Below are 24,828 nucleotides of genomic sequence, written 5' to 3'. Positions count from 1 at the left end.
TTGATCAGGTTTTTAATCCTAATCTTTAGGAGAAAAGCCAGGTATGGCCGCAATTAGTTTTTTAGTATACTCCGCTTTTGGATGGAAATAAATCTCTTCTGGAAAACCTACTTCTTCTATTTTGCCTTTGTTCATCACAATGATCCGATCGGAGAGATGCTTTACCACAGAAAGATCGTGCGAAATGAAGATGTACGTAAGGCCAAAATCCTGCTGTAACTGCCTTAATAGGTTCAATACCTGTGCCTGAACGGATACGTCTAGTGCAGATACGGATTCATCACAAATGATAAATTTTGGTTGTAAAGCCAATGCCCTGGCAATCACAATACGCTGCCTTTGTCCACCAGAAAATTCATGAGGATATTTATTATAAGTATCCGGATTTAAGTCTACTCTTTCCAGAAGTTCCATGACATGGGCTTTTCTTTTTGTATCATTACCGAATAGCTCATGTACCTGTAAAGGTTCCATTAAAGCATTGCCAATAGTCAGTCTTGGGTTTAAAGCCGAGTAAGGATCCTGGAAGATGATCTGTAGGTCTCTTCTTATTTTCCTTAGCTCAGGTTTAGGTAATTTACAGAGTTCTTTTTCTTCGAAAATCAACTGGCCTGAAGTGGGGTTGATCAGTCTTAAAATGCTCCTGCCCAAAGTGGTTTTTCCACAGCCGGATTCTCCAACCAGGCCAAGTGTTTCTCCAGGGAAGACCTCAAAGCTTACCTGATCTACCGCTTTTACATAATCCGTAGTTTTTCCAAATAAACCTTTCCGGATTGGAAACCAGGTACATAAGTCTTTGACTTGCAGAATTGGAGATTGTCCATATAAAAACGTTCTTCTCTCGTTGATTTCCTGGGGCTGATAGGTATTGCTTGCTAAAAGATGAGCAGCTGCAAGCGCTGGATCTCCGGATAGAAAATCAGCAACTACGGGTAGTTTCTTTAACAGCTGCATCGGGTTTGGCCTGCAAGCCAGAAGGCCTTTCGTATAGGGATGTTTTGGGGCTTCAAATATGGCTTTTTTTGGGCCTTGTTCCACGATTTGGCCTTTATACATCACCGCAATCTGATCGGCAATTTCGGCGATTACCGCTAAATCATGGGAGATGAAAATCATGGCCATATCCCTTTCTTTTTTTATCCGCATGAGCAGCTGAAGGATCGTTTTTTGGACAGTCACATCCAGGGCTGTAGTGGGCTCATCGGCGATTAGAAGTTCCGGATTACAACTCAGTGCCATGGCAATCATCACCCTTTGCTTTTGTCCGCCGGAAAGTTGATGCGGATAGCTTTCAAAGATTTGTTCCGGTCGTGGCAATTGTACTTCCTCAAATAAGGCAATAGTCTTGGCTTTAGCCAATGCTTTTGAGCTGTTTTGGTGGAGCATAATCGCTTCCTGTACCTGGTAGCCACAGGTAAATACCGGATTCAAAGAAGTCATCGGTTCCTGAAAAATCATGGCAATTTTATGGCCTCTATACTTGCGGATTTCCTCGGCAGAAAGCTCTAGTAAGTCGATTCGATCAAACTCAATATCTCCGGTAATCTTTGTATTTAACGGGTCATGAAGCCGCATAATGGAAAAAGAGGTGACAGATTTTCCTGATCCCGATTCTCCAACGATTCCCAAAACTTCTCCTTTGTCTACACGGAAACTAATGTCGCTCACCGCATTGTGCCAGGATTTTTCATCTTTATTCAGGAATTCTATGTGGAGGTTGGTGACGTTTAGCATCGGAAATCAAGCTTTGTTTTGATCTTTAAATTTTTGACTCAAGATAGGCAATTTTATGGCCTGAATTCCGTCTTATTGTGTTATTTTTGCAGCATGGAAAGAGAAATTCTGGATACCAAGCGTAAAGCTTTGAAGATTAACTTAAACCCTAAGATTTACGGAACCTTTGCAGAAATTGGCGCGGGACAAGAAGTGGCCCGTAACTTTTTTACTGCGGGTGCTGCTTCTGGAACGGTTGCGAAAACCATGTCTGCATATGATATGACTTTCAGTGATGCCATTTATGGTGTAGAAGAATCAGGACGGTATGTGAGTCAATCCAGATTGTTGAAAATGTTAAGTCATGAGTTTGGCCTGCTAAATGAAAGATTGAATGGAGAGAAGTATGACGACCGTACTTTCTTTGCTTTCGCAGATACCGTAACCACCTTAAATTACAATAAATCAAATGATCCGCATGGCTGGATTGGAATTCGTTTTCAATCGGAACCAGGAGGGGAGCCTAATGAGATATTTTTCCATGTGAGGCTGCTTGATACTGATGCTGCTTTACAGCAGAATGTATTGGGTATTATTGGCGTAAATTTAGTTTACGCAGCATTTTATTATAACAACGATCCTAAAACAATGATCGAATCTTTAGCAGATAACCTGACTGTAGGTTCTGTAGAGATCGATCTTATTTCTGTGAGCGGCCCTGCTTTTGGAAAGATCAACAATATTCTTTTGAACCTTTATCTGATTGTAAAGGAATTCTCCGATGCAGCGATTTTTGATTCATTAGGAAACCCTTGTCTGCCGAAAGACTTGCTGTATAAAAAGGACATTATGATTCTCCGTACCAAGTATGCGCAGAAATCGAATCCTAACTTTAGCATGTTAAACAAGGCGGTAGACCAGTTTGTCCGCTCAGAGGGTGTCAGTAAAGAGAATTTAAGTGTACTGATTGAGGTACTTTTATCTAATGTGCTGAGTGCAGGAGATGATGAACCGGAAAGTTTCGATCTGGAAGCCGTTGCAAAACGAGCTGAAGATATGTGTAAAACAGGTAACCTTGTGATGGTGTCTAACTTTGCCAGACACAATAAACTAGCGAAATACCTGGACCGCTGCAAGCCAAAAAGTGTAGGGATTTCTACCAATATCAACAACTTGAAATTTGTATTCAACTCCAGCAATTTTGGAGAGAACTATTCTAGTCAGCTACTGAGTTATGTGAGTGATATGTTTAGCAAAAATGTGCGTTTATTTGCCTATCCTTTCCTTGATAAAAAGACCAATACGGTGATTACCAGTGCGAATATGCCGGTCACGCCAGATGCAAAGCCATTGTTCGACTTCCTGATCCTGAACGGGTATATTGCTGATATCAGAGATTACAGCGAAGGAGATGTAAAAACTGTGTAATTGATCGTTAAATATCGATATCTAAAAGTATATAAATTGTATAATATAAAGCCCATTAATGGTTCAATCTTTAATGGGCTTTGTGCTTCAATTGGCTTTTTACTATATGTTATCCAGGTAGGGGTCTTTAATGACGATAGCCATCAGCCGATCCGGGTGGTCAATCTGTTTGAATCCAAATTGTGTATATAAGCCATGGGCATCCACTGTAGCCAGCATATATCTCCTTAATCCCTGCAGATCTGGATGAAAAAGCATTAATGACATCAGCTTTTTTGCCAGGCCTTGTCCGCGGTAAATCTCTTCTACATACACATCTGCCATATAAGCAAAGGTTGCCCGATCGGTAATCCATCTTGCAAAACCAACCTGTTTTTCTTCCGTATAAATGCCAAAACATAGAGAATGTGCAATAGACTTTTTTACCGTTTCCAGCGGGATATTTTGTGCCCAATAAGATTGGGTACTTAAAAAATGATGAATGGCAATCGGATCAATTTTCTGAGGATCATCAGAATAAACAAATCCACTATCAATAATTTCCATTGGCTCGTGTTTTTGGTATACGGGTTTGAAAAAAATGAAGAGAGAAATCAACGGTCACCGCGTTGAAAATACGGGGACCGTTGGAGCAGTAATGTTTAATTACGCATGTTAATGAACTGTAATGGCTGGCCAAAATCTTCCGATTTACAAAGTGCAATGACACCCTGTAGGTCATCAATGCTCTTACTCTGTACTCGAACCTGGTCATCCATCATAGACGCCTGAACTTTTAATCCACTGGCCTTTATTTTTGCAACGATTTTTTTAGCAGTTTCTTTATCAATACCTTCTTTGATAGAAATCTCTTTTCTGATCATATTTCCAGAAGCATAGGTTTCTTTTCCAAAGTCCAAACTGTTGGAATCCAGCCCCTGTTTAACCATTCTAGAGATGATAGCATCCTGAATAGCTTTTAAACGCATATCATCTTCAGTAACAATCGTGATCTGGTTAGTTTTCTTATCGTGATCAATTGTACTTTTAGAAGTATTGAAATCATAACGATTTAGGATTTCTTTTTTGGCATTGTTCATCGCGTTATCAAATGTTTGCGCGTCAACTTTACTTACAATATCGAAAGTGGGCATGATTATAGCTTTAGAATAAAAAAAATATTAGATTTAATTGAAATTTAACCCTTAATGGGTGATCCTTACAAATATAAACATTAAACAAGGAATATGAACTGAGCAGTGTCCTATTTATCTGATCAACCTAAAAACTTATAAATAAAAGAATATGAAAGGCAAAAAATCAAGAGTAGAAAAGAAAGTTGCTAAAAGTGCAGCGAAAAAGCAATTGGAGAAAAGTCTAAGTGAGAAGTTTTTCGAAGTGGTAAAACATTTGGGACATGATGCAGAGAAAATTGGTGATGACATTGCGAAAGCCAGTAAAGTAGTCGCGAAAAAATTGTCGACGAAATTCCTTGAAGTGAAAGAAGCTGTAAATCAAAAACTGGAAGAAGCAGCGAAAGCCAATAAGCCTTTGAAAAAGAAAGCAGAGAAAAAGGCTAAAGCTTTGAAAAAAGAGCTGAATAAGGATGTAAAGAAAGCTAAGAAAGTAGTTAAGAAAGCAGTAGCGAAAGCTAAACCTGTGGTTCAAAGCGTAAAAGTTGCGGCGATTGCTACGGAAGAAAAAGCCGCTGTTGCCTTAGCTAAGCCCTTAAAAAAAGCAGTAGTTAAAGCAAAATCTATGGCTAAAACAACAGCTGAAAAAGCGGCTGTAGTAAAGAAAGACATGACTGAGGCAGTAAATGGCGCTGTTCAAAAATCTGCTGCTGGTGTTAAAACAGCTGCAAAAGCAAAACCTGCTGCAGCGAAAGCTCCAGCTAAAACGGCTGCGAAAGCACCTGCTGCGGCGAAACCTGCTGCCAGTAAAACAACTGCCGCAAAACCTGCTGCAACAAAAACACCAGCTGCAAAAGCACCTGTAACAAAATCCAGTGTAGGCAGACCTGCTAAAAAAGCGACGGTTCCTGTAGCGGCTAAAGCTCCGGAAAAAGCACCTGAATCAGGCAATGCGCCTGCTGGATCAGCGGTGGAAAAACCAGCAGCAATGGATTCAACCCCTGCAAAAGACGCCGTAGAAAGCAAATAACGGGGAGGTTAAGTTTTAATTCTATGAGGAGGTGATAATTAACACTGACTTAACAATAGAATTTGCAGTTTTGAGCATCCCTGTTTCTTACAGGGATTTTTTTATTTATACATGACACGAAAAAAGGCACCATTCCTAAATAGAGAGATTAGCTGGTTATATTTTAACGAGCGGGTTTTGCAGGAAGCGGCAGATGAAACTGTACCCTTGATAGAAAGGATCAAATTCCTTTCTATCTTTTCTTCCAATCTGGAAGAGTTTTATAGGGTGAGGGTAGCCACTATGAGCCGTTTGGCAAATCTAAATGAAAAAGCGAAGGCTTTATTGGGTTTCAACCCTAAAAAGATCCTAAATGAAATAAAGAATATTGTGGTGAGACAGGAGCGGAAATTTGAACTGCTTTTCCAAGCCACATTGATCAATGAACTGGCACAGAACAGGATTTTTATCCTCAATGAAACACAGTTGAATGTGGCTAGAGGCGAGTTTGTAAGGAACCATTTTAGAGATAAAATCCTTTCCAACCTGGTGCCCATTATGATCGATCTGGAAAAACCCTTCCCAGAGCTAAAAGACAGGTATCTTTATTTTTTCGTGCGCCTTTCAAAGGCATCTTCTAAAACAAGTGCCAGATATGCACTCATAGAATTGCCCCCAAATCTTCCCCGATTCCTTGTCTTACCAGAAACCAATGGATTAAAGTTTATCATATTGGCTGAGGATATTATTAAATACTGTCTGGACGATATTTTTTATGTATTTAATTATGATGTAATTGACGCTTTTTCTATACAACTGACCAGAGATGCAGAATTAGATATCGATAAAAGAGTCAGTGATAAATTTATCGAAGAATTAAAGAGTAGTCTGGATAAGCGAAAAAGAGGGAAACCTATGCGACTTTTATACGATACGGAAATGCCTTTCGAGATGCTGACTGTATTGTTGAATAAGATGAAGATCGAAGCGGAGAGCTTGATTCCTGGAAATAGATACCATCGTTTTGGTGATTTTATTGCCTTCCCGAATGTGGGGGGAAAAGAGCTGGAATATCCGCCAAATGTTCCTTTGAAAGTAGCTGGATTACACCGTACAGAAAGTATTTTCAATAAGCTGGCAGATAAAGATTACCTGGTAAACTTACCTTACCAATCTTATGATTATATCATTTTGTTCTTAAGGGAAGCGGCAATTGATCCAAAGGTGACAGAGATTAACATCACCCTTTATCGCCTTGCTGAAAACTCAAAAGTGGTTAACGCCTTAATCAATGCCGCTAAAAACGGTAAAAAGGTAAACTGTCTGGTAGAGTTAAAAGCAAGATTTGATGAAAAGGCGAATATTTTCTGGAGTACGAGATTAAAAGAAGAAGGGGTAAATGTCAATTATGGATTGACGGATTATAAAGTACATTCGAAAATCTGTTTAGTGAAACGAATGGAAAAAGGGAAGGCTGTTTATTATGCCAACCTGGCCACAGGTAATTTCAATGAAAAAACCGCAGGCATCTATTGTGACCATAGTATTTTCACGGCAAAAAAGGAAATTACACAGGACCTGGTGAAGCTGTTTGATGGCTTGAATAAAAAAACGGTGGTCAGCGGATTTAAGCATCTGATCGTTTCCCCGCTGGAATCACGCACCAAATTTTATCAATTGATCGACCGGGAGATTAAGATCGCCAAATCAGGAAAACCTGCTTACATGATCCTGAAAGTAAACAGTCTTGCGGATGAAGGGATCGTAGAGAAGTTGTATGAAGCCAGCAATGCAGGGGTTAAGGTAAAGATGATCGTGAGAGGAATCTGTACCTTGGTGCCGGGGGTAGCTGGTTTTAGTGAAAATATCACAGTCATCAGTATCATCGACAAATTTTTGGAGCATGCCAGGGTTTTCATTTTCGGGAATAATGGTAAAGAAGAGATGTTTCTTTCTTCTGCAGATCTGATGAGCAGGAATTTCGAACACCGTGTAGAGGTTGGTTTTCCGGTATTGGACGAAGAGGTGAAACAGGAAATTCGTGACATCATTGAATTCCAGCTTCAGGACAATGTGAAAGCCCGGGATATCACCAAAATGAACAACAATAAATACCATAAAAATCGAATTAAAACAAAGGTAAGGGCGCAGGTTCAAACCTATAATTACTTAAAAAATAAACACCAATAAAGCCAATGCTTAGATATGCTGCTATAGATATAGGGTCGAACGCCGTGAGGTTGTTAATTGCCGACATCACTAAAACTGAGGAAGGTTTTGGCTTTAAGAAAAACACATTGATCAGGGTTCCTTTGCGTTTGGGAGACGATGCTTTTTTAGATCACCACATCTCTAAGAGAAAAACGGAAGATCTACTAAAAACCATGAGTGCATTTAAAAACCTGATGGATGTATATCAGGTGTCTAAATACCTCGCTTGCGCTACTTCGGCCATGCGTGAAGCAGAAAACGGAGCAGAAATCATCAAGCAGGTAAAAGAAGTATGTAACCTTGATCTGGAAATTATCCATGGGCAAAGAGAAGCGAACATCATTTATGCCAACCATATTGAGGAAACACTCGACAATAAAAAAAGCTATTTATATATTGATGTAGGTGGAGGAAGTACGGAACTTTCCGTATTTGTAAACCGCATTCCAGTGGCTTCGAAATCTTTTGATATTGGAACGATCAGGATTTTGGACAATCAGGATAGGGAAGAGACCTGGGAAGAGATGAAATTGTGGGTCAAAGAAAACACAAAATCATTAAAAAACCTTGCCGCTATCGGTACTGGTGGAAACATCAACAAGCTTTACCGGATGTCTGATGAGAAAGAAGGGATGCCAATGTCTTTTTTGAAATTGAAGACTCTTTACAATAACCTGAACGGTCATTCTTTAAAAGAAAGGATCCAGGTATTTGGCTTAAATCCAGATCGTGCGGATGTCATTATTCCGGCTTGTGAGATTTACATCACCTTGTTAAAATGGACGGGAATCAAGCAGATATATGTGCCAAAAGTTGGACTTGCCGATGGGATTATCAATCTTTTGATTGAAGAAAACTTAAGTCAGCAGAGCTACAAATAAAACTGGCCAATTATAAATAGGCCAATGCCAGGTATCGGCCATGGTGACTCACTGTGGCCGGATCCGTATTTCTATAACTTGGATCCATGGGATTATAGCTGCTAATACTCACTTTAATAGCGGGCAAGGGGTATTGCTCTGTTGCAACAGTATGAATGAAATGCTGACTGAGCATGCTTTGCGTGAAGAACGTAATATTTTCACATTGCACGCTGCCGGTAACCCGTTCTCCTTTGATTTCCAGAGTCTGACAAATCAGTTTTAAAGGAGCAAATGCGCGCCAGTTGTTCCTCCGGGAATGAATTTTATAGGCCGATTCTTTCATGCTCCATAACAACCAAACCATTTGCGTTTGATCTTTAGCTTTCAGAATCCAATTTTGTTCTTTTGTGGAGAATAGTTTGCCCAGATATCCCTTTCTGCGCCAGTTGCTTTCCAGCATGGCCTGTCGCAAATCAACAATATCATTTCCTATCATTTTTCTTTCAATTTGTCGCTGATGATTTCCATCGCCGCACTTACATTGATCATTCTCTCCATCGACAGGTTGTCGATTTCGATATCAAATTCTTCTTCCACGTCTAAGACCACATCTACCAGGTTGGCGGAATTAATTTTAAGGTCTTTAATGAAGTCTGTGCTTTCATTGAGGTACTCTAAAGCGTCATTGTCATGGCTGTAATTGGCAACAATGACTTTTAATTTGGAGAGTAAAACGGATCTGTCCATGTTTTCTTTGTGAAATGGTATGGCTAACATATTGATGGGTCATAGATGGTGTTTCTTACAAACAGCTCAGTGGTCAATATGTTTTTTAAAAATGATACAGGCATTGACATCTCCAAAACCGAAGCTGGCTTTCGCAAGAATACGGATGGGATGAGGGATTTGTTTCTGGGGAATTTTATTGGCCGAAATCAATGCGGTGATGGCTGGGTTCAAGTCTTCACAATTGAGGTTTGGGGCGATAAAACTCTGCTCCATCTGCAATAGGGCAGCCACACATTCAATGCTGCCTGCAGCACTCAGGCAATGCCCGACCATTGATTTTAAAGAATTGATATAAGGAAAATCTTCGCCGGACCTTTCCAGTGCTTCAGACCAGTTTTGGATCTCTAAGGTATCTTTTGAGGTCGCGGTGAGGTGTCCGTTGATCAGGTCGATTTCGCTGGCCTGGATCCCTGCGTCTTGAATCGCTTTGCGGATACAGCGCTGTACTGCCATTGCATTTGGGGCAGTCATGGTACCTGTACCTCTTTGTCCGCCGGAGTTGATATTCCCACCCAGGATTTCTGCATAAATTCTAGCGCCTCTGGCCAAGGCACTATCCAGCGATTCCACAACAAATGCACCGGCCCCGCTTCCGGGCACAAATCCGCTGGCACTGGCGCTCATCGGCCGGGAACCCTTTTCCGGAGATTCATTATGCTTAAATGTACAAACTTTCATTGCATCAAATCCGGCCCAGATATAAGGCCCGCTGTCGCTTGTGCTTCCCGCAAGCATCCTAGTCGCTTGTCCGGATTTAATGCGCTCATAAGCCATTAAAATGCTTTCTGTGCCAGTTGTACAAGCCGATGAGTTACTGCTGACCTGGTTGCCTAGTCCCAGCTTTCCACCGATATAAGCACTGATGCCGCTGGCCATTGTTTGGGAAACTACATTGCTGCCTAACCTGCGGGTTTGCAGGGCATCGATTTTGTAAATGGCCTCCCGGAATTTATCTACTCCGGAAGTGCCGCTGCCAAATATTGTCCCGCTCTCCCAATCCGGTTCTGCAGAAGTTTCAATGGTTAGTCCTGCATCTTTCCAGGCGTCCATTGCTGCGATAACGCCATATAAGATACCTGAACTGTTGAAGTTTCTCAATTCAAGTTCAGAGAAATAGCTGGCAATTAAGGCCTCAGAAAGTACAGGCGTACCTGCAATCTGACAGGAAAATTCAAGGCTGGCCAATAAGGGATGGTAACTGATGCCGGAACGGCCGTTCTGTATAGCCTCAAGAAATGGAGTTAAACCAACTCCATTTGGTGCAACTACACCCATACCCGTTATGACCACTCTGTTAGGCATTCATTTTATTGGTTACCATTCCGGAAATCGTTCCTTTACAAACTACTTCTCCTGCTGCATTGGTCATTTGAACATTACAATGTAGCTTTTTGAAGCGGAAATATACTTTTTCAGTAGTTACAGTTACTTTTTCTCCCGGGAAAACTGGTTTCATGAAATCAATGGCGGTTGAGGTCAGCATCACGTGTCCTGGAAGTCCGGAAGTGGCAGTGGCAGTCAGGAAAATTCCCAGGCAAACCAGTCCGATCTGTGCCATAGTTTCCGTTAAAATTACACCTGGAGTTACCGGGTTATCTTTGAAATGTCCTTTGTAGAAATCAAGGTCTTTATCGTAGGTGTAAGTTCCAACAGAACCATTTTCATCAATAGATAATAGTTCGTCAACAAATAAAAATGGCTTGCTATAAGGTAAGTGGGTTAGGATTTCTTCTTTGTTCATGTTTGTTTCAATTATCCGGTAAAGTTACCACTTTAATAATATTCTCTGTGCAGAAAAACCCGGTCCAAAGCTGAGCATCAGACCAAAATCTCCTTTTTTCGGCTGCTTGTCCATAAAACGTTCCAGAACATATAGGACGGTCGCACTAGACATATTCCCGTATTGCCGCAATATTTCTTTGGTATCCAGGATGTTTTTTCCGGAATTTCCGAAAAGTTCTTCTACCACCTGAATGATCTTTTTTCCCCCTGGATGGAAGATCAAATGATCAATATCTTCCAGAGATAAGTCGTGTTTTTTTAGAAATGGATGAATGATTTCCGGAAAATGAGCGGCTATGTTTTCCGGAACCTCTACGTCCAGCACCATTTTTAGGCCGGTATTACTCAAATGAAAACCCATGAGCTGCTCGGAATTGTAGAAATGATACATTTCTTCTCCAATGATTTCAGGACCGGAGTCATTTTCATCCGCTGACAATAAGACACAGGCTGCACCATCGCCAAAAATAGCGGCACTGACCATATTGGCCATAGAAAAATCATTCAGCTGCAGGGTGGCTGTTGGGGATTCTACTGCTACAACAGCTGCTCGCTTTCCAGGATTTGCTTTTAAGAAGTTCTTAGCGTAAATAATGCCGGAGATGCCTGCAGCACAGCCCATCTCAGTCACCGGAAGACGCACAATGTCTTGTCGAAGGTTTAAAGCATTGATCAGATAAGCGTCTAAAGAAGGAATCATGATCCCGGTACAGCTGACGGTAATGATATAATCCAGGTCGGTAGATTTCCAATTTGCTTTGGCCAGCGCCTCCCTTAAACAGGTCGTACCAAGTTTGATGCCTTCCCTGATGTACAGGTCATTGCGTTCTTCAAAAGATGTTTTTCCAAAAACATCCTCTGGCGACATGATAGAATATCGCCGGTCCACCATGGCATTCTCAAAAACTTTCTTGACTTTTCTTTTGAAACGCTCATCCTGTCCATCCAGCCAGCTGTCAAGAAAGGGGAGAATTTCGCTGGTTGTTCGTGAAAATTCAGGAATTGCTTTTGCTACTGTTGTAATTTTTACGCTCATATGGTCGGGATAATCCATTGGTAACGGAATGCCCATTTCCAACGGATGGAGGTGTTTACTAGTTTCAATTGATTGGCGTATTGTTCCAGATCTTTTCTTTTAAATCCCCTTAAGATAGAAATCAGTCCGTCTTCTTTTGACATTTTATTGAGCCGGAAAGCGAAACATAAGGCGATAAACAGGTAATATGGAATCGTACTGCGTTGTAAATCATTAATGACAATGCCTAAACCTGCATTTTCTTTAAAAATAGATAGTAAATGCAGGAGTTCTGTGTCTTTAAAATGATGTAAAGTAAGCGTGCATAAAATAATATCATAAGGGACATTTAAGGCGGATTTGTCGAAAATGTCTATACATTCATAGCTGATGTTCTCATAAGAAGCGGAGAGCTGGCTGGCATGCTGAATGGTGAAAGCATTGGCATCTATGCCTTTGAGTTTGAATTTTAACTGATGCCTGTCGGCGTAATCCGCTAAAACACGTAGCATATCTCCATTGCCGCAACCTACATCAAGTATACTGATCGTTGTGCTGTGTGCGGTAGCTCCTGTTGCTGCTGGCTTATTTAAGGGAGACCTCGCATCATTCAGCAGTTTTTTTACCCCATCAAGCGTCACTTTGTTACCTCCCAGCAACTGGTTAATTCCTGCTATTTTGTCGAGTGCGTCTTTTAATATTTCTCCTTCCATGGAAAAGTTATCCATGATTTCCGGCAATTCGCTTCTGTAAGTGGTATCTACCATTGCTTAGGGTATTATTGGTTTGCCGTGGGTTTGCTTGATCATCATGGACAATAGAAAAGGATATTTTATTAATATACGCATGAATTTACTGGTCAGTTGTTTTTTTCTTAAAATTCCAGACATTAGTTTTCCTGCAGTGATGCGACTCAGGAAATTTTGATTCCAAAGGGTTCGGTATTGTTTTTCCAGTTTTGACCTGGATAACGATCCTCCTTCCAGATAGGCGATCACGCTGGATGCACAAAGTTTTGCACTATGAATGGCCATTGCCATTCCATTTCCACAAAAAGGATGGATCAGACCGGCGGTATCACCAATCATCAGTACATGGTTTTCTATGACTGTTTTCTTCTCAAAAGATATTTGTCCAATGGTTAAAGGTGGATCAAACAAGGGTTTCGAAGTTTCAAATATTCTTCTCAAATGAGGATTTTTATAAAGTACCTGCAAACGGTGTTCTGGGATGCTTTTATACTTTTTAAAAATAGCATAGTCAACAAGGTAGCAAATATTGATCCTGTCATTTTCAACTTTTGAAACGCCGCAGTAGCCACCTTCAAAATTGTGGAGGCCTACCAGATCATCAGGGAAGGCCCCTTCATAATGTGCCTTTATAGCGAGCCAGGGTGATTTCTTTTGAATAAAGCTGCGGGATAGTTTTTGATCCAGGCTATCCCGTTTGCCGTAAGCACCAATTACAATTTTCGCCGTAATCGGGCCATGATTTGCCATTTTCACAAGAAACAAGTCATCTTTAAAACTCAGGTCCATTACGGTATCCTGTAAGATCTGACAACCCCTGCTTACTGCAGTCTGAAAAAGAAAATGATCTAAAGCATATCTGCTTATCCCTAAACCACCCAAAGGCAAAGTAGTCGCTAACAGTTTTCCGTCATCGGTAGAAAATTGAAATTGATGAATTGGTACTGGAGACAAGAGGTTCAAATCAATCCCCAGCCATTCCAGATAAGGCAATACTTCATTTGACAAGTACTCGCCGCAAACTTTATGATGAGGATAGGTCGCTTTTTCTATCAGGGTAACGGGGAATCCCGATTTTAAAAAATGAAGCGCTGCCGTCAATCCGGATAGTCCAGCTCCTATAATAAGTACCTCTACCTTAGATTCCATTGTTTTCATCAGCTATTGCTAATAACATAAGGCATTAATGATTTGTTTTTTAACTTATTTTATAATTTTCCTCCTATTGATTTAAGAATTTCACCCCTTGGTGATCCTGCCGATTCCTACATTGGATTGCCAAATATCTAATTCATGAACGCATACTTTCCCGAAAGTATCGCCCCCTTCTATTGAAAATTTCAATGGAGAACTTCTGCTGCAATATTTGAGCACCATCCATAAAAACCAGCAACTAATCACCAAAACCAAATATATTATGATGAAAAGAATCACACTTCTTATTGCTTTTCTACAATTCTGCTGCATGATTGCATTTGCCCAGACCATACCCCTGACTGGTACGGTTAAAGATAAATCGAACAATCCGATTCCCGGTGTTTCCGTAAAACTGAAGAACTCCGGACTTGGAACATTAACCAATGCCGATGGTCAGTTTTCTATTGCGGCTAAAAACGGGGATGTGCTGATATTTACCAGTATTGGTTTCAGCACACAAAATTATACTGTTGCCGGCAGGCAGATCAATATCATTCTTGCCGAAGACAATACCGACCTGGACGAAATTGTGGTAGTCGGTTATGGCACCCAGAAGAAAAAAGACCTGACGGGTGCCGTTTCTTCCATTACGGCAAAAAGCCTGGAAAACGTGCCGATCACGCGTGTGGATCAAATGATTCAAGGACGCGCAAGTGGGGTGCAGGTTACCCAAACACAGTCTCAGCCAGGTGGAACGGTAAGTTTAAGAATTCGTGGTACCAACTCCATTAACTCTAGTAACGAGCCTTTATTTGTAATCGATGGATTTCCTGGAGCAGGGAATTTAAGCTCCATCAACCCGAATGATATTCTATCCATTGATATTTTGAAGGACGCTTCTTCTATTGCTATTTATGGCAGCAGGGGCGCAAATGGTGTTGTGATCGTGACGACCAAGAAAGGTACTGCGGGCCAGTCGGCGATCAATTTTGAAGCCTATTACGGTCTTCAAAAGGTAAGAAATCCTTACAAAATGATGGATGCAACCGAGTATGCCAACTTTTTGAATGATGCACAAAGGCTAACCAATATCGAAACTCCAGCGTCTGCAAAGGCCTTACCTTATACCGATGCGCAGCTGGCCACTTTGGGAAAAGGCACAGATTGGCAGGATGAGATCTTTAGAACTGCACCGATCAGTAATTACCAGCTTAATTTTATCGGAGGAACGACAGATACGAAATACAACCTGAGCATGAATTACTTTGACCAGGAAGGTATTATCATCAATTCCGGCTATAAAAGAGCATCTGTCCGTTTTAACCTGGATAAAAAAGTTGGGGAGAAACTGAACTTCGGATTTACTTCAAACCTTACTGCAGGCCTTGATAAACGTGCATTGGTGAATACCAGTGGTGGCTCTGGTGGCGGGGTTTTATTGGATGCCCTCCGGATTAATCCTGCGGTTCCTGTGTATACAGGAGGAGATTATACCTTTCAAAATGGCCCTACAGGTTACGCCTTTGCTTTGGGAAACCCAGTTGCTTATGCCAATAAAACAAAAAATCAATACAAGAATCTACGCGGTTTAGTCAATTTCTATGGAGAATATGAGATTATTAAAGGCTTGAAATGGAAATCAACATTCGGTACAGATTTTAATCTGCAAACCAGAGATTTTTATGTGCCTTCCGATCTGTTTGTAGGCAGCAATACACTCGGTAATGCCAGAAAAGAATATGCTGATAACATCAGCTGGGTAAATGAAAATACGTTGACCTACGACAAGCAAATTAATAAAGACCATGCGATCAATGTGATCGGTGGATTCAGTATGCAGGAATTCTATAACACAGATTTCTTTGCGGCGAGTAATAATTTTTTCACGAATGTGCTGGGTGCTGATAATATTGGCATCGGTGCAAATGTGCTGGTTCCCGGCTCTGGAAAAGTTAAAAATAATCTGGCTTCCTTCTTTGGTCGTGTTAATTATCGTTTAATGGACAAATATCTGGTGACGTTCACCATGCGTGCTGATGGTTCATCGAAATTTGGCCTGAATAATAAATGGGGTTATTTCCCTTCAGGAGCGGTGGCATGGCGTGTCATAGAAGAGGATTTTATGAAAACGATGCCATTTGTGAGCGACCTGAAACTGAGGGCCAGTTATGGTATTTCGGGTAATCAGGAGATCGATCCTTACCAATCTATTGCGCGTTATAGCGTGAATGGTGCCACATTGGGCGGAAACCGTGTGGTAGGTGTATCGCCGAATAACATCCCTAACCCCAATCTGGCCTGGGAATCTACCGCTTCATTTGATCTGGGTGTAGACCTTGCCTTTTTCAATAACAGGATTTCATTAACTGCCGATTACTACAGCAAAAAGACAAAAGATCTATTGCTTAATGTTTCTGTGCCAAGAACTGCAGGTTATGCCAGTATTTTATTGAATGCCGGTGGGGTTTCAAATAAAGGTTTTGAGTTGGCACTGAACACGGAGAATGTCAACGGAAAAAAATTCCAATGGAGTACCAATCTTAATTTCTCCATGAACAGGAATAAAGTGACCGACCTGGCCGGAGAAAAAGAACGTTTTGTTGGGGATGCCAGTAGTGCATTATTCCCTTCAGGAACAGGAGGAACCAGTATATTAAGGGTAGGTGAATCGATTGGGTCGTTTTACGGGTACCGGTTTTTGGGCATCTGGCAAACTCAGGCAGAGATCGATGCCAGTGGAATTAAAGGAGTATTACCTGGAGATCCGCGTTATGCAGACCTGACCGGAGATAAAGTAATTGATGCGAAGGATCGTGAAATTATTGGTCATGCGCAACCAGATTTCATTTATGGAATCACCAATAACTTCACTTACGGCAGGTTAAATCTGAATGTTTTTATTCAAGGAGTACAGGGCTCTGAGGTTTTAAACCTCAACAGGTATGAGATGGAATCTGGTGATTTTACCACCAATAAATTGGCCTCGGTAGTGAATAGGTGGACCGGGCCAAATACCAGTAATACCATTCCGAAAGCCAATTCCACCTTGCGTAGGAGGACAGGTGTAACCAGCGATGTGGTAGAAAACGGCAGCTTTCTAAGACTAAAAACGGTTTCAGTAGCCTACAATTTGCCAATTGGCAAAGCATTGGGTAAAACCATTAAATCTGCCAGTATTTATTTGACTGGAACCAATTTGCTGACCATCACGGATTACAGCGGTTACGATCCGGAAGTAAATTCTTTTGCACTCAGCAACGGTTTAAGTTTAAACACAGATTATAATGCTTATCCAACTACAAGAACCTATACTGCAGGAATCAGACTGGGCTTTTAATTGATCAACTGTTAAGATTTTAATCCTATTAAGAAAAGATAATGAAAAAGATAAATATACTAATCGCCGCTATAGTGGTGCTTCATTTGTTCTCCTGCAAGAAATTCCTTCAGGAAGATGCTTACGATTTTATTTCTCAGAACAAATTTTATAAAACAGAAGGGGATGCAAATGCGGCATTAAATGGCGTGGTCAGCATCATGCAAACGCAGCAATATTACGGTCGTACAGTATGGGTGGTAAATGACCTGACCGGCGATCAGATGAAAGTCGGATTGCCTCAAACGAACAGGCCTGAATTGTATAGCCAAACCTATACCTCCACCAATGGAGAGATCAGCAATTGGTGGAATAATGCTTATCTACTGATCAACCGTGCAAATGACGTGATTCAAAACGTAGAAGCGGGCCCGATTTCAGCGCCAATAAGAGACAATATTGTTGGTAATGCCAAATTCTTACGTGCCCTGGCTTACTTTGACCTGGTGAGGAGTTTTGGGGATGTGCCATTAGTGATCAAGGCAACTGAAGGTTCAGATGATTTGAAACCTTTTAGAACACCCATCAAAGACGTGTACACACAGATTTTAATAGATTTAAAATTCGCAGAAGCGAACTGTCTGAAAGAAGATAAGATCCCTGCAGCAAGTAAAGGGCGTGTTTCCAGTGGTGCTGCAAGCGCATTATTGGCAAAAGTATACCTGACCAGAGCATCGAGTACAGCAGCAGAAGCAACCGATTATCAGGATGCCCTCGCTGCTTGTAACAAAGTCATCGCAGTAAGTCCTGCTGTTTATACCTTATTGCCTTTTGCTGATGTCTTTAATCCCGATAAAAAAGTGGGTAACAAGGAAGAGATTTTTGTGGTTCAGTTTGGTCTGGCACCAAGTACAGGGACAATTACGCCAAGAATGCACCTGCCAAAATCGGTATTCCCGAATGATGGAAATGAGGCCTTTTATGTGGAAAATGCATTTGCTTTATCTTACAGCAACACTGACTTGAGAAAAGCGGCCACAATTGGTGTGGTTCCAGGCACGGCCAATTTCTACTACCTGAAGTTTACTGATCCTGCCCGACAAGGGAATAGTGCAAGAAACAACTGGGTAATTCTGCGTTATGCAGATGTATTACTGATGCAGTCTGAAGCCATGAATCAGCTGAATAGCGCCGATCCTAATAAATTTAATGGCATCAATGCGGTTAGAAATAGAGCTGGTTTATTGCCGTTAAGCAGTATAACCACTCCTTCAAAAGAAGATTTTATCACTGCTTTAGTGGAGGAAAGAGGCTGGGAGTTTGCTGCCGAAGGACAAAGGAGGTATGACTTGCTCAGATTGGGCAGGATGAAACAGCAGCAGCTGAAGTTACACAACATCACTCTGGAAGATAAATACTTGTTAATGCCTGTTCCTGAAACAGAAAGAACATTAAATGAGAATCTGACACAGAACAATGGTTTTTAATGAAAAATAACTAGAAATGAAAAATCCGGTTGCCTCAAGAAGAGGAGCCGGATTTTTTCAATCATCGAGCGCAAGTTTTATATTTTAGCGGATAATCGTGACAAATCCTTTGTAAACTTCCCAGGTATTATTGGCCATTTTAACTTTCAGCAGGTAGAAATAAGTTCCCTCCGATAGTTGAGAGCCATCCCAATCATTTTTGTAAGGCTTTTTCTCCAGCACGGCTGATCCCCAACGATTGAAAATACTCAGCTCATTTTCAGGATATCTTTCCAATCCTGGAATGGTAAACGTGTCATTTTTTCCATCCCCGTTCGGCGTAAATACATTAGGAATGATTAAATCAGTTACCGATTTCCGGTTGGTAGAAGTGTTATTAGACAGGTCAGGATCTGATTCTGTGGCGGAAACAGTCGCTGTATTTTCCAGCATACCAGGTTTTGAAGGCTTGACCCTGATTCTTAAGTTTGCTGATTCTCCATTCTCGAGTTTAGGGATTTCCCATAATACGGTCCTACTGCCTGATGTGTAATCGGCGTAGCCCAAACTAGGATGGAGTAACTGTTCCAATACCATGTTTTCCGGAAGAATGTCCTGAACTTTCACATTACTAGCTGAGCCGACACCATTGTTTTTCACTTGTAACAGGTATTCAAAAGCATCATTTACAGTGATCGACTTGTTTTCCGAACTTTTGGTGATCATCACATCTGCACTCAATACCAATACCGTCCCGCCAGTGAGGAGGAGGGGGTCTGAAATGTCGGAAGCACAACCACTTGTATTGTAAGAAATCACAGTGTAGATACCGGGATCGAAAGCGGCATATTCAATGTTAGTGGCATCAGGTATAACGATGCCGTTTTTTAACCACTGGTAACTCACTGCATTAACAGAAGCGGCCCTCAATTTTAAGGACGATCCAGCAGGAATGACTGCTGTTGCCTGGCCATTGGATTGCGCAAAGCATGCCGTTGCACTGAGCAACAGCATACCTGACACAAAACCTGTTTTTCTGTTAAACATTAATTATGAGCTAATGATTATGGTGCAATTTGGATACTTGGTTTACCTGGTTTAGGAGTTACAGTAATCGTTGTTGATGCAGCGGATTCTGCAGGACAACCTAAATCACTTGGTGATTTTAATACGCCATTTCCAGGAGCAACTACGTATTTAACCGCTGCTTTGAATATATAAGCACCATGTCCTGCAGTGTTGTTTAACGTAAAAGAATTCACATTTACAGGATTTACTGCGCCAATTGTTCCGATGGTAGTCACATCTGTTACAGCTCCAGCATCTTTTGTTGCAGTCCAGGTAAATGCATAAGTCACATCTGTAAGTACCGCATCTAATGCAGTAGCGGTAGCCGTAATTACTGAATTCTGAACAGTTGGATTAGAGTTCGCCTCGCAAAAACTAGTTTGTGAAGGAGTTCCAAGAGTAACAGCGGCAGTAGGTAATACATAAAGACTGAATGGATCAGATAAATCCCCGGAACAGTTATTTGGGTTAACCGCAATAATAAATACTTTAAAATAATGAGCGCCTACACTTAGTCCGGTTCCTACAGTAAAGGGCAATGGTGTACCATCTGTGGCTACTGTAACAGTTGAAGGGCTACCTATTGGTGTATTGCCTGCAGCATCGAATTCTTGCCACATAATTTTATCACCACTTTTTAACGTGGCATTTACAGCAGCATCAGGAATTAGTCCAGCTGTTGCCCCTCCGCATAAGTATAGGGCAAAAGAAGCTGCAGAGGAGCTGAAAGGTAAGGCAAATAAGAGGAACGTAATTGCAATTAGGCTCAGGGATTTGAATTTCGTTTTCATAATTTAAGTTTTAAGAGTGTATATAGGTTAATTTAAAGTGACATGAGGGGTAAGCGGTTTTGGATGCATAATGATCAGGACACTGCTGTCGCTAAAACAACCGTCCTTTGTATATCTTAGGTAATAGGTGGTATTGCCAAGTGAAGGGGATACCAGCGTAGAACTTAAAGGAGTTCCTCCAGCGCTAACCGCAGACCAGGAGTAGGTGCCACCTGTTGTTCCGTTTCCATCGTTTGGATTTAGGGTGTTCAGTTCAATGGACTGCCCTAGACATAAGTTTTTCTGAGTGATCGCAGGGAGGGCCGGTTGCAAATGAATTACCACGCTGGTAGTCACCACTGTGATACAGCCATTTCCATTGGTTACTGTGTAATTAATTGCAGCTGTTCCAACAGCAACACCAGTCACCAGACCAGCACTGTTGACAGTCGCAATCGTTGGGTTAGCACTGCTCCATACGCCTGAACTTGTCGTATTGGCTAGCTGAGTTGTTTTACCAATACAGGTGCTCATTGTTCCTGTAATAGCGGCAACTACTGGTAAGTCGTTGATGGTGACTGTCGCTGTTTGTGTAGCGACACAGCCGTTTGCATTGGTCACTGTGTAAGTGATGAGAGAAGTTCCGGCAGTCACGCCAGTTATTAATCCGCTGCTGTTTATGGTGGCTACAGCAGGAGTTCCGCTGCTCCAGACTCCACCAGAAGTGGTGCTGGATAATTGAGTCGTTTTACCGATACAGGCAGTTGATGTTCCTGTAATCGCAGCAACTACAGGTAAAGCGTTGACTGTAATATTTCGTGATGCAACTGTTGAGCATCCTGTTGATGTATTCGTGACCGTATAATTAATTGCTGTAGTCCCTGCACTAACTCCGGTAACTACCCCAGAAGCATTAACTGTAGCAATTGAAGTGTTTGAGCTAGACCATACCCCATCAGGAGTCGTATTAGTAAATGTAGTTGATGCATTTATGCAAATAGGGGAGCTTCCAGCAGTTGCTGCTACTACAGGTTTTCCTGTTAAAGAATAAGCATAATAAACTCTAAAATTCGATAGCGCACCAACGAGCGCTGAGGATAAGGTTAGCCTTACCCTGTCAAAATTGGTACTTGGTTTAAACCTGATTTCTCCTTGATTATCAGTCCCTAATAGTGTTAAAATACTACTATTCACTGTAACTGCATCAGGATTCGCAGCAGCGCCATTATAGGTTTGAACTGTTACGCCTCCTAATAGATTGGCGGTTAGAAGCGTGGCTCCACTACCAATTCGGATAACGATTTCATCACAACCAATATTCGGATTTACAGTAGGAAAGATTAAGGTTTGCTGAACAGATACGCCAAGTAAACCTACAGATATAACAAAACTGGAATAATCTGTTAAGCTGCTAGTATTGATAGGGTTTGTAGGATCAGTGACACCACACAAGACACATATTCCAGTAACACCATTGGTCTGAGCATTGGCATAAGTTTGTGTTTGCCCTTTTACATCGCCTCCCCAGATCACAATTAACGTAATAGTTAATAGTAACAAAAAACCATTTCTACTTAAGTTTTTTAAACTGAACAGAGACATTTTAGAGAGGTTTCGGTTGTTTTATGAGCCTCAGGCTAATAAAACAGCTAATTTTTACATTACCTCAAACATAATAGAGAATAAGGGTTTAACGGCTGTTCAAATTGTTCATTATCGTTTTAAGATTTACGTATTTTATTCCTATTGGAAGTAAAAAGGCGTAATTGACGCCTTACTTGGTTGATTTATGTGGTAAATATTTCTTTATTAGAAAAATTGATCCGCTTTTTTAGGGTTTCGCTAAAAGACAACTATAGTGCTGTCAAATTAATTTAATCCTGGAACGCGGATTATTGCTTGTAATGCAATAGTATTTGTTGTTTTCTGGGGAATGATGTGCTCAAAACACCTCAATATTTATAGATTGTAAGCCGGAACGATGGCTTAACGAAAATCATGGCGATTACAAAAAAAAGACCGGCAATCCAGCTTGGAAGCCGGTCTTTTCAACCGATTTTAAAAATATAGCTTAGTGATCTAACAATGCTGCGGCAGCATCATCTAAAAACCAGGTCACACTTCCGTCTACTGGCTTAATCAATTGTGTAGGATATAACTTTGGGTTTTTCTTTTGATCTTCGATCACATGTTTCACTGCTTTTGCTTTATTCTCACCAAATACTAAGAATGCAATATTCTTGGCTTTATTGATTAGAGGAGCAGTAAAGCTGATGCGGTAAGTAGACAGTTTTTCTACAAACACCGAGTCTACTTCTACCTCTTTATTATTCAGGATGGTAGTTCCTGGAAATAGGGAAGCTGTATGTGCATCATCACCCATACCTAACAAAATCAGGTCGAAACAAAGGTCAGCACCATCGAAATGGGCATTAATTGCTTTTGTATACTCGATTGCTGCTTTTTCAGGAGCAAGGGTAGTATCTACATAAAAAATCTGATTTGCAGGAATTTCTAGCAGGTCGAGCATCGCTCTTTTTGCCATTAAGCCGTTATAGCTTTCATGATCAGGCATCACATTTCGTTCATCGCCGAAGAAGAAATATACTTTAGTCCAGTCGATTTTATCTTTATAGGTTGTAGCCAGTGAGTGGTACAATTCTTTTGGAGAGTTGCCCCCGGTCAGTACAAAATTGAAATAGCCTTGTTCTTCAATCGCTTTGTTGGCAATTGCAACAATATAATCCACTAAATCCTGCTGTAATTCTTCCTGGGTTTTATAAATCAATAAGTTCATTCGTATCTGTTTTATTAGCTAAAAGGCTAATCCTAAATCGGTGTAGACCGTATCAGGATTAGCCTCTTGAACAATGTTTATTTTATGTTTTTAATCTTCTTTCAATGGTAAAGTGAACCAGTGGAAGCCATCTCTGGCAATCAATGCTTCTGCATCTTCCGGACCCCATGAGTCTGCATGATAATTCGGGAAGCTCAATGATTTTTTAGTGCCCCATGCATTCACGATAGGCATTAGCAATTCCCAGGCACTTTCTACCTGATCGGCACGCATAAACTGCGTTTGATCACCTGTCATGACATCCAATAACAAGGTTTCATAAGCTTCAGGAGCTTGAGAAGAATACGTTCCTTTGTAATCGAAAACCATATCTACAGGGTTTAATACCATGTCTAAACCTGGTCTTTTTGCCTGTACCTGTAAACGGATACTCATTTCTGGCTGGATGCTGATGATCAGCCTGTTTTGCTGCCAGTGTTCAGTTACCGCAGAAGGGAATACCTGGTGAGGTACATCTTTAAACTGAATCGTGATCAATGAAGAAGTCTGGAACAAGCGCTTTCCTGTACGTACATAGAAAGGAATGCCCTGCCATCTCCAGTTGTCCACGAAGAACTTAATCGCAGCAAATGTTTCGGTATTAGAATCTGGATCAACACCTGTTTCATGTCTGTATCCTGGTACTTCTTTTCCTTCAACCCATCCCTTAGAATACTGTCCGCGGACGGTACTAAACCTGATGTCCTCCGGACTAAAAGGACGCATCGCTTTCAATACATCTACTTTTTTATTTCTGATCTCATCGGCGTCAAAGTTAATTGGCGTTTCCATTCCGATCAGACAAAGCAATTGCAACAGGTGATTCTGGATCATATCCCTTAATGCACCCGCACTTTCATAGTAACCGCCTCTTTCGCCAACACCCAATTGCTCGGTTACAGAAATCTGTACGTGATCAATATAAGTACGGTTCCATAGCGGCTCCAGGAAGGAGTTCGCAAAGCGGAAAGCCATGATATTTTGTACAGTTTCTTTACCTAGATAATGGTCGATACGATAGATCTGTTTCTCGGTAAAGATGCCGGTAAGAATCTCATTCAGTTCTCTTGCAGTCTCTAAATCTCTTCCAAAAGGCTTCTCAATTACAATTCTGCAATTGTCTTCATCACCTGCCAGTTCATATTCAGAAAGACATTTCGCAATTAGTGGGAAAAGGTTTGGCGCTACTGCCAGGTAATAAAGTACCTGTGTTGTTGGTCCAAATTCCTCCTTGAACTTTTCAATATTAGCTTTTAAAACACCAAAAGTTTCCGGCGCTTCCACATCTACAGGACTATAAGAAATATGTGCTGCAAATTTGCTCCACTTCTCTTCTTTCACCTTACCGGACCTTGAAAAGCTGTTTACACCGCCCATTAGTGTTTTTCTGAAGTCATCATCCGTAAGCTTCTTTCGGGCTGTACCAATAATCTCGAATTTTGACGGCATAAAACCATCCGCATATAGATTGTAAAGTGCAGGCGCAAGTTTGCGCAAATTTAAATCACCGGTACCACCAAAAATGACGATTATGGTTGGGTTGACGTTGATGCTTGTTTTCATT

General features: G+C 41.2%; 21 protein-coding genes. 6 read left to right on the top strand and 15 right to left on the bottom strand.

Annotated elements, in window-relative coordinates; translation table 11 throughout:
* Positions 1–18 precede the first annotated feature (18 nt).
* Positions 19–1,734 (bottom strand): ABC transporter ATP-binding protein, encoded by a 1,716-nt coding sequence (locus K7X70_RS18990; protein ID WP_222538561.1) that lies wholly within the window; start codon positions 1,732–1,734, stop codon positions 19–21.
* Between the two features lie 93 nt (positions 1,735–1,827).
* Between K7X70_RS18990 and K7X70_RS18985 the strand changes: the two genes are divergently transcribed.
* The gene (locus tag K7X70_RS18985; RefSeq protein WP_222538560.1) at positions 1,828–3,141 is read left to right on the top strand and encodes a nicotinamide mononucleotide adenylyltransferase; all 1,314 of its coding nucleotides are present in this window, start codon (positions 1,828–1,830) and stop codon (positions 3,139–3,141) included.
* Between the two features lie 102 nt (positions 3,142–3,243).
* Here the strand turns inward: K7X70_RS18985 and K7X70_RS18980 are convergent, their stop codons facing one another.
* On the bottom strand, positions 3,244–3,687 hold the full coding sequence (locus K7X70_RS18980; RefSeq protein WP_222538559.1) for a GNAT family N-acetyltransferase: 444 nt from the start codon (positions 3,685–3,687) through the stop codon (positions 3,244–3,246).
* Between the two features lie 95 nt (positions 3,688–3,782).
* Positions 3,783–4,274 carry a YajQ family cyclic di-GMP-binding protein gene (locus tag K7X70_RS18975; protein ID WP_222538558.1) on the bottom strand — a complete coding sequence of 164 codons (492 nt, stop codon included), beginning with the start codon at positions 4,272–4,274 and terminating at the stop codon, positions 3,783–3,785.
* 151 nt (positions 4,275–4,425) lie between these two features.
* On the opposite strand from K7X70_RS18975, the gene K7X70_RS18970 reads away from it, so the two are divergent.
* From K7X70_RS18970 to K7X70_RS18960, 3 genes are all read left to right on the top strand, one after another.
* Complete coding sequence (locus K7X70_RS18970; RefSeq protein WP_222538557.1) at positions 4,426–5,283, top strand: hypothetical protein; 858 nt, start codon at positions 4,426–4,428, stop codon at positions 5,281–5,283.
* 111 nt (positions 5,284–5,394) lie between these two features.
* Positions 5,395–7,452 (top strand): polyphosphate kinase 1, encoded by a 2,058-nt coding sequence (gene ppk1, locus K7X70_RS18965; protein WP_222538556.1) that lies wholly within the window; start codon positions 5,395–5,397, stop codon positions 7,450–7,452.
* Positions 7,453–7,457: 5 nt separating this feature from the next.
* Positions 7,458–8,354, top strand: coding sequence for a Ppx/GppA phosphatase family protein (locus tag K7X70_RS18960; RefSeq protein ID WP_222538555.1), 897 nt, complete (start codon positions 7,458–7,460; stop codon positions 8,352–8,354).
* A 10-nt stretch (positions 8,355–8,364) separates the two neighbouring features.
* On the opposite strand, the gene K7X70_RS18955 is transcribed toward K7X70_RS18960, so the two are convergent.
* The 7 genes from K7X70_RS18955 to K7X70_RS18925 form a co-directional block, all read right to left on the bottom strand.
* Positions 8,365–8,832, bottom strand: coding sequence for a 4'-phosphopantetheinyl transferase family protein (locus K7X70_RS18955; protein WP_222538554.1), 468 nt, complete (start codon positions 8,830–8,832; stop codon positions 8,365–8,367).
* Complete coding sequence (locus tag K7X70_RS18950) at positions 8,829–9,083, bottom strand: acyl carrier protein (protein ID WP_222538553.1); 255 nt, start codon at positions 9,081–9,083, stop codon at positions 8,829–8,831. Before K7X70_RS18950 ends, K7X70_RS18955 begins: the two co-directional genes overlap by 4 nt.
* A 66-nt stretch (positions 9,084–9,149) precedes the next feature.
* On the bottom strand, positions 9,150–10,427 hold the full coding sequence (locus tag K7X70_RS18945; RefSeq protein ID WP_222538552.1) for a beta-ketoacyl-[acyl-carrier-protein] synthase family protein: 1,278 nt from the start codon (positions 10,425–10,427) through the stop codon (positions 9,150–9,152).
* On the bottom strand, positions 10,420–10,866 hold the full coding sequence (locus K7X70_RS18940; protein ID WP_222538551.1) for a 3-hydroxyacyl-ACP dehydratase FabZ family protein: 447 nt from the start codon (positions 10,864–10,866) through the stop codon (positions 10,420–10,422). Before K7X70_RS18940 ends, K7X70_RS18945 begins: the two co-directional genes overlap by 8 nt.
* A 24-nt stretch (positions 10,867–10,890) precedes the next feature.
* Positions 10,891–11,943 (bottom strand): type III polyketide synthase, encoded by a 1,053-nt coding sequence (locus K7X70_RS18935; RefSeq protein ID WP_222538550.1) that lies wholly within the window; start codon positions 11,941–11,943, stop codon positions 10,891–10,893.
* The gene (locus tag K7X70_RS18930) at positions 11,940–12,689 is read right to left on the bottom strand and encodes a methyltransferase domain-containing protein (protein WP_222538549.1); all 750 of its coding nucleotides are present in this window, start codon (positions 12,687–12,689) and stop codon (positions 11,940–11,942) included. The genes K7X70_RS18935 and K7X70_RS18930 overlap by 4 nt, the downstream gene beginning before the upstream one ends.
* A gap of 3 nt (positions 12,690–12,692) precedes the next feature.
* Complete coding sequence (locus K7X70_RS18925; RefSeq protein WP_255607422.1) at positions 12,693–13,829, bottom strand: NAD(P)/FAD-dependent oxidoreductase; 1,137 nt, start codon at positions 13,827–13,829, stop codon at positions 12,693–12,695.
* Positions 13,830–14,088: 259 nt separating this feature from the next.
* Between K7X70_RS18925 and K7X70_RS18920 the strand changes: the two genes are divergently transcribed.
* Entirely contained in the window at positions 14,089–17,145 is a 3,057-nt protein-coding gene (locus K7X70_RS18920) for a SusC/RagA family TonB-linked outer membrane protein (RefSeq protein WP_222538548.1), read from the top strand.
* A 41-nt stretch (positions 17,146–17,186) separates the two neighbouring features.
* A complete protein-coding gene (locus K7X70_RS18915; protein ID WP_222538547.1) occupies positions 17,187–18,611 on the top strand; it encodes a RagB/SusD family nutrient uptake outer membrane protein in 1,425 nt (474 codons plus the stop codon).
* Positions 18,612–18,695: 84 nt separating this feature from the next.
* Here K7X70_RS18915 and K7X70_RS18910 read toward each other — a convergent pair whose 3' ends face one another.
* The 5 genes from K7X70_RS18910 to zwf all read right to left on the bottom strand — a co-directional run bounded on the left by K7X70_RS18910 (position 18,696) and on the right by zwf (position 24,827).
* Positions 18,696–19,637 (bottom strand): T9SS type B sorting domain-containing protein, encoded by a 942-nt coding sequence (locus tag K7X70_RS18910; RefSeq protein ID WP_222538546.1) that lies wholly within the window; start codon positions 19,635–19,637, stop codon positions 18,696–18,698.
* Positions 19,638–19,654: 17 nt separating this feature from the next.
* A complete protein-coding gene (locus tag K7X70_RS18905) occupies positions 19,655–20,449 on the bottom strand; it encodes a hypothetical protein (RefSeq protein ID WP_222538545.1) in 795 nt (264 codons plus the stop codon).
* 27 nt (positions 20,450–20,476) lie between these two features.
* Positions 20,477–21,988, bottom strand: a complete 1,512-nt coding sequence (locus tag K7X70_RS18900) for an Ig-like domain-containing protein (RefSeq protein WP_222538544.1) — start codon at positions 21,986–21,988, stop codon at positions 20,477–20,479.
* A gap of 511 nt (positions 21,989–22,499) precedes the next feature.
* Entirely contained in the window at positions 22,500–23,225 is a 726-nt protein-coding gene (gene pgl, locus K7X70_RS18895; RefSeq protein WP_222538543.1) for a 6-phosphogluconolactonase, read from the bottom strand.
* A 90-nt stretch (positions 23,226–23,315) separates the two neighbouring features.
* Positions 23,316–24,827, bottom strand: a complete 1,512-nt coding sequence (gene zwf / locus K7X70_RS18890) for a glucose-6-phosphate dehydrogenase (RefSeq protein ID WP_222538542.1) — start codon at positions 24,825–24,827, stop codon at positions 23,316–23,318.
* Position 24,828 lies beyond the last annotated feature (1 nt).

Origin of the sequence: Pedobacter polysacchareus (genome assembly GCF_019802255.1) — a bacterium.
Classification (GTDB): Bacteria; Bacteroidota; Bacteroidia; order Sphingobacteriales; family Sphingobacteriaceae; genus Pedobacter; species Pedobacter polysacchareus.
The sequence above is the reverse complement of the archived record's forward strand: the minus strand, read 5'-3'. Positions and strand labels throughout refer to the sequence as shown.

Coding starts and splice junctions, on each gene's coding strand:
- K7X70_RS18970 (WP_222538557.1), top strand. CDS start 4,426: ATGAAAGGCAAAAAATCAAGAGTAGAAAAGAAAGTTGCTAAAAGTGCA.
- K7X70_RS18935 (WP_222538550.1), bottom strand. CDS start 11,943: ATGAGCGTAAAAATTACAACAGTAGCAAAAGCAATTCCTGAATTTTCA.
- K7X70_RS18915 (WP_222538547.1), top strand. CDS start 17,187: ATGAAAAAGATAAATATACTAATCGCCGCTATAGTGGTGCTTCATTTG.
- K7X70_RS18930 (WP_222538549.1), bottom strand. CDS start 12,689: ATGGTAGATACCACTTACAGAAGCGAATTGCCGGAAATCATGGATAAC.
- K7X70_RS18980 (WP_222538559.1), bottom strand. CDS start 3,687: ATGGAAATTATTGATAGTGGATTTGTTTATTCTGATGATCCTCAGAAA.
- K7X70_RS18950 (WP_222538553.1), bottom strand. CDS start 9,083: ATGGACAGATCCGTTTTACTCTCCAAATTAAAAGTCATTGTTGCCAAT.
- K7X70_RS18985 (WP_222538560.1), top strand. CDS start 1,828: ATGGAAAGAGAAATTCTGGATACCAAGCGTAAAGCTTTGAAGATTAAC.
- K7X70_RS18940 (WP_222538551.1), bottom strand. CDS start 10,866: ATGAACAAAGAAGAAATCCTAACCCACTTACCTTATAGCAAGCCATTT.
- K7X70_RS18945 (WP_222538552.1), bottom strand. CDS start 10,427: ATGCCTAACAGAGTGGTCATAACGGGTATGGGTGTAGTTGCACCAAAT.
- zwf (WP_222538542.1), bottom strand. CDS start 24,827: ATGAAAACAAGCATCAACGTCAACCCAACCATAATCGTCATTTTTGGT.
- K7X70_RS18975 (WP_222538558.1), bottom strand. CDS start 4,274: ATGCCCACTTTCGATATTGTAAGTAAAGTTGACGCGCAAACATTTGAT.
- pgl (WP_222538543.1), bottom strand. CDS start 23,225: ATGAACTTATTGATTTATAAAACCCAGGAAGAATTACAGCAGGATTTA.
- K7X70_RS18955 (WP_222538554.1), bottom strand. CDS start 8,832: ATGATAGGAAATGATATTGTTGATTTGCGACAGGCCATGCTGGAAAGC.
- K7X70_RS18905 (WP_222538545.1), bottom strand. CDS start 20,449: ATGAAAACGAAATTCAAATCCCTGAGCCTAATTGCAATTACGTTCCTC.
- K7X70_RS18920 (WP_222538548.1), top strand. CDS start 14,089: ATGATGAAAAGAATCACACTTCTTATTGCTTTTCTACAATTCTGCTGC.
- K7X70_RS18910 (WP_222538546.1), bottom strand. CDS start 19,637: ATGTTTAACAGAAAAACAGGTTTTGTGTCAGGTATGCTGTTGCTCAGT.
- ppk1 (WP_222538556.1), top strand. CDS start 5,395: ATGACACGAAAAAAGGCACCATTCCTAAATAGAGAGATTAGCTGGTTA.
- K7X70_RS18960 (WP_222538555.1), top strand. CDS start 7,458: ATGCTTAGATATGCTGCTATAGATATAGGGTCGAACGCCGTGAGGTTG.
- K7X70_RS18990 (WP_222538561.1), bottom strand. CDS start 1,734: ATGCTAAACGTCACCAACCTCCACATAGAATTCCTGAATAAAGATGAA.
- K7X70_RS18925 (WP_255607422.1), bottom strand. CDS start 13,829: ATGAAAACAATGGAATCTAAGGTAGAGGTACTTATTATAGGAGCTGGA.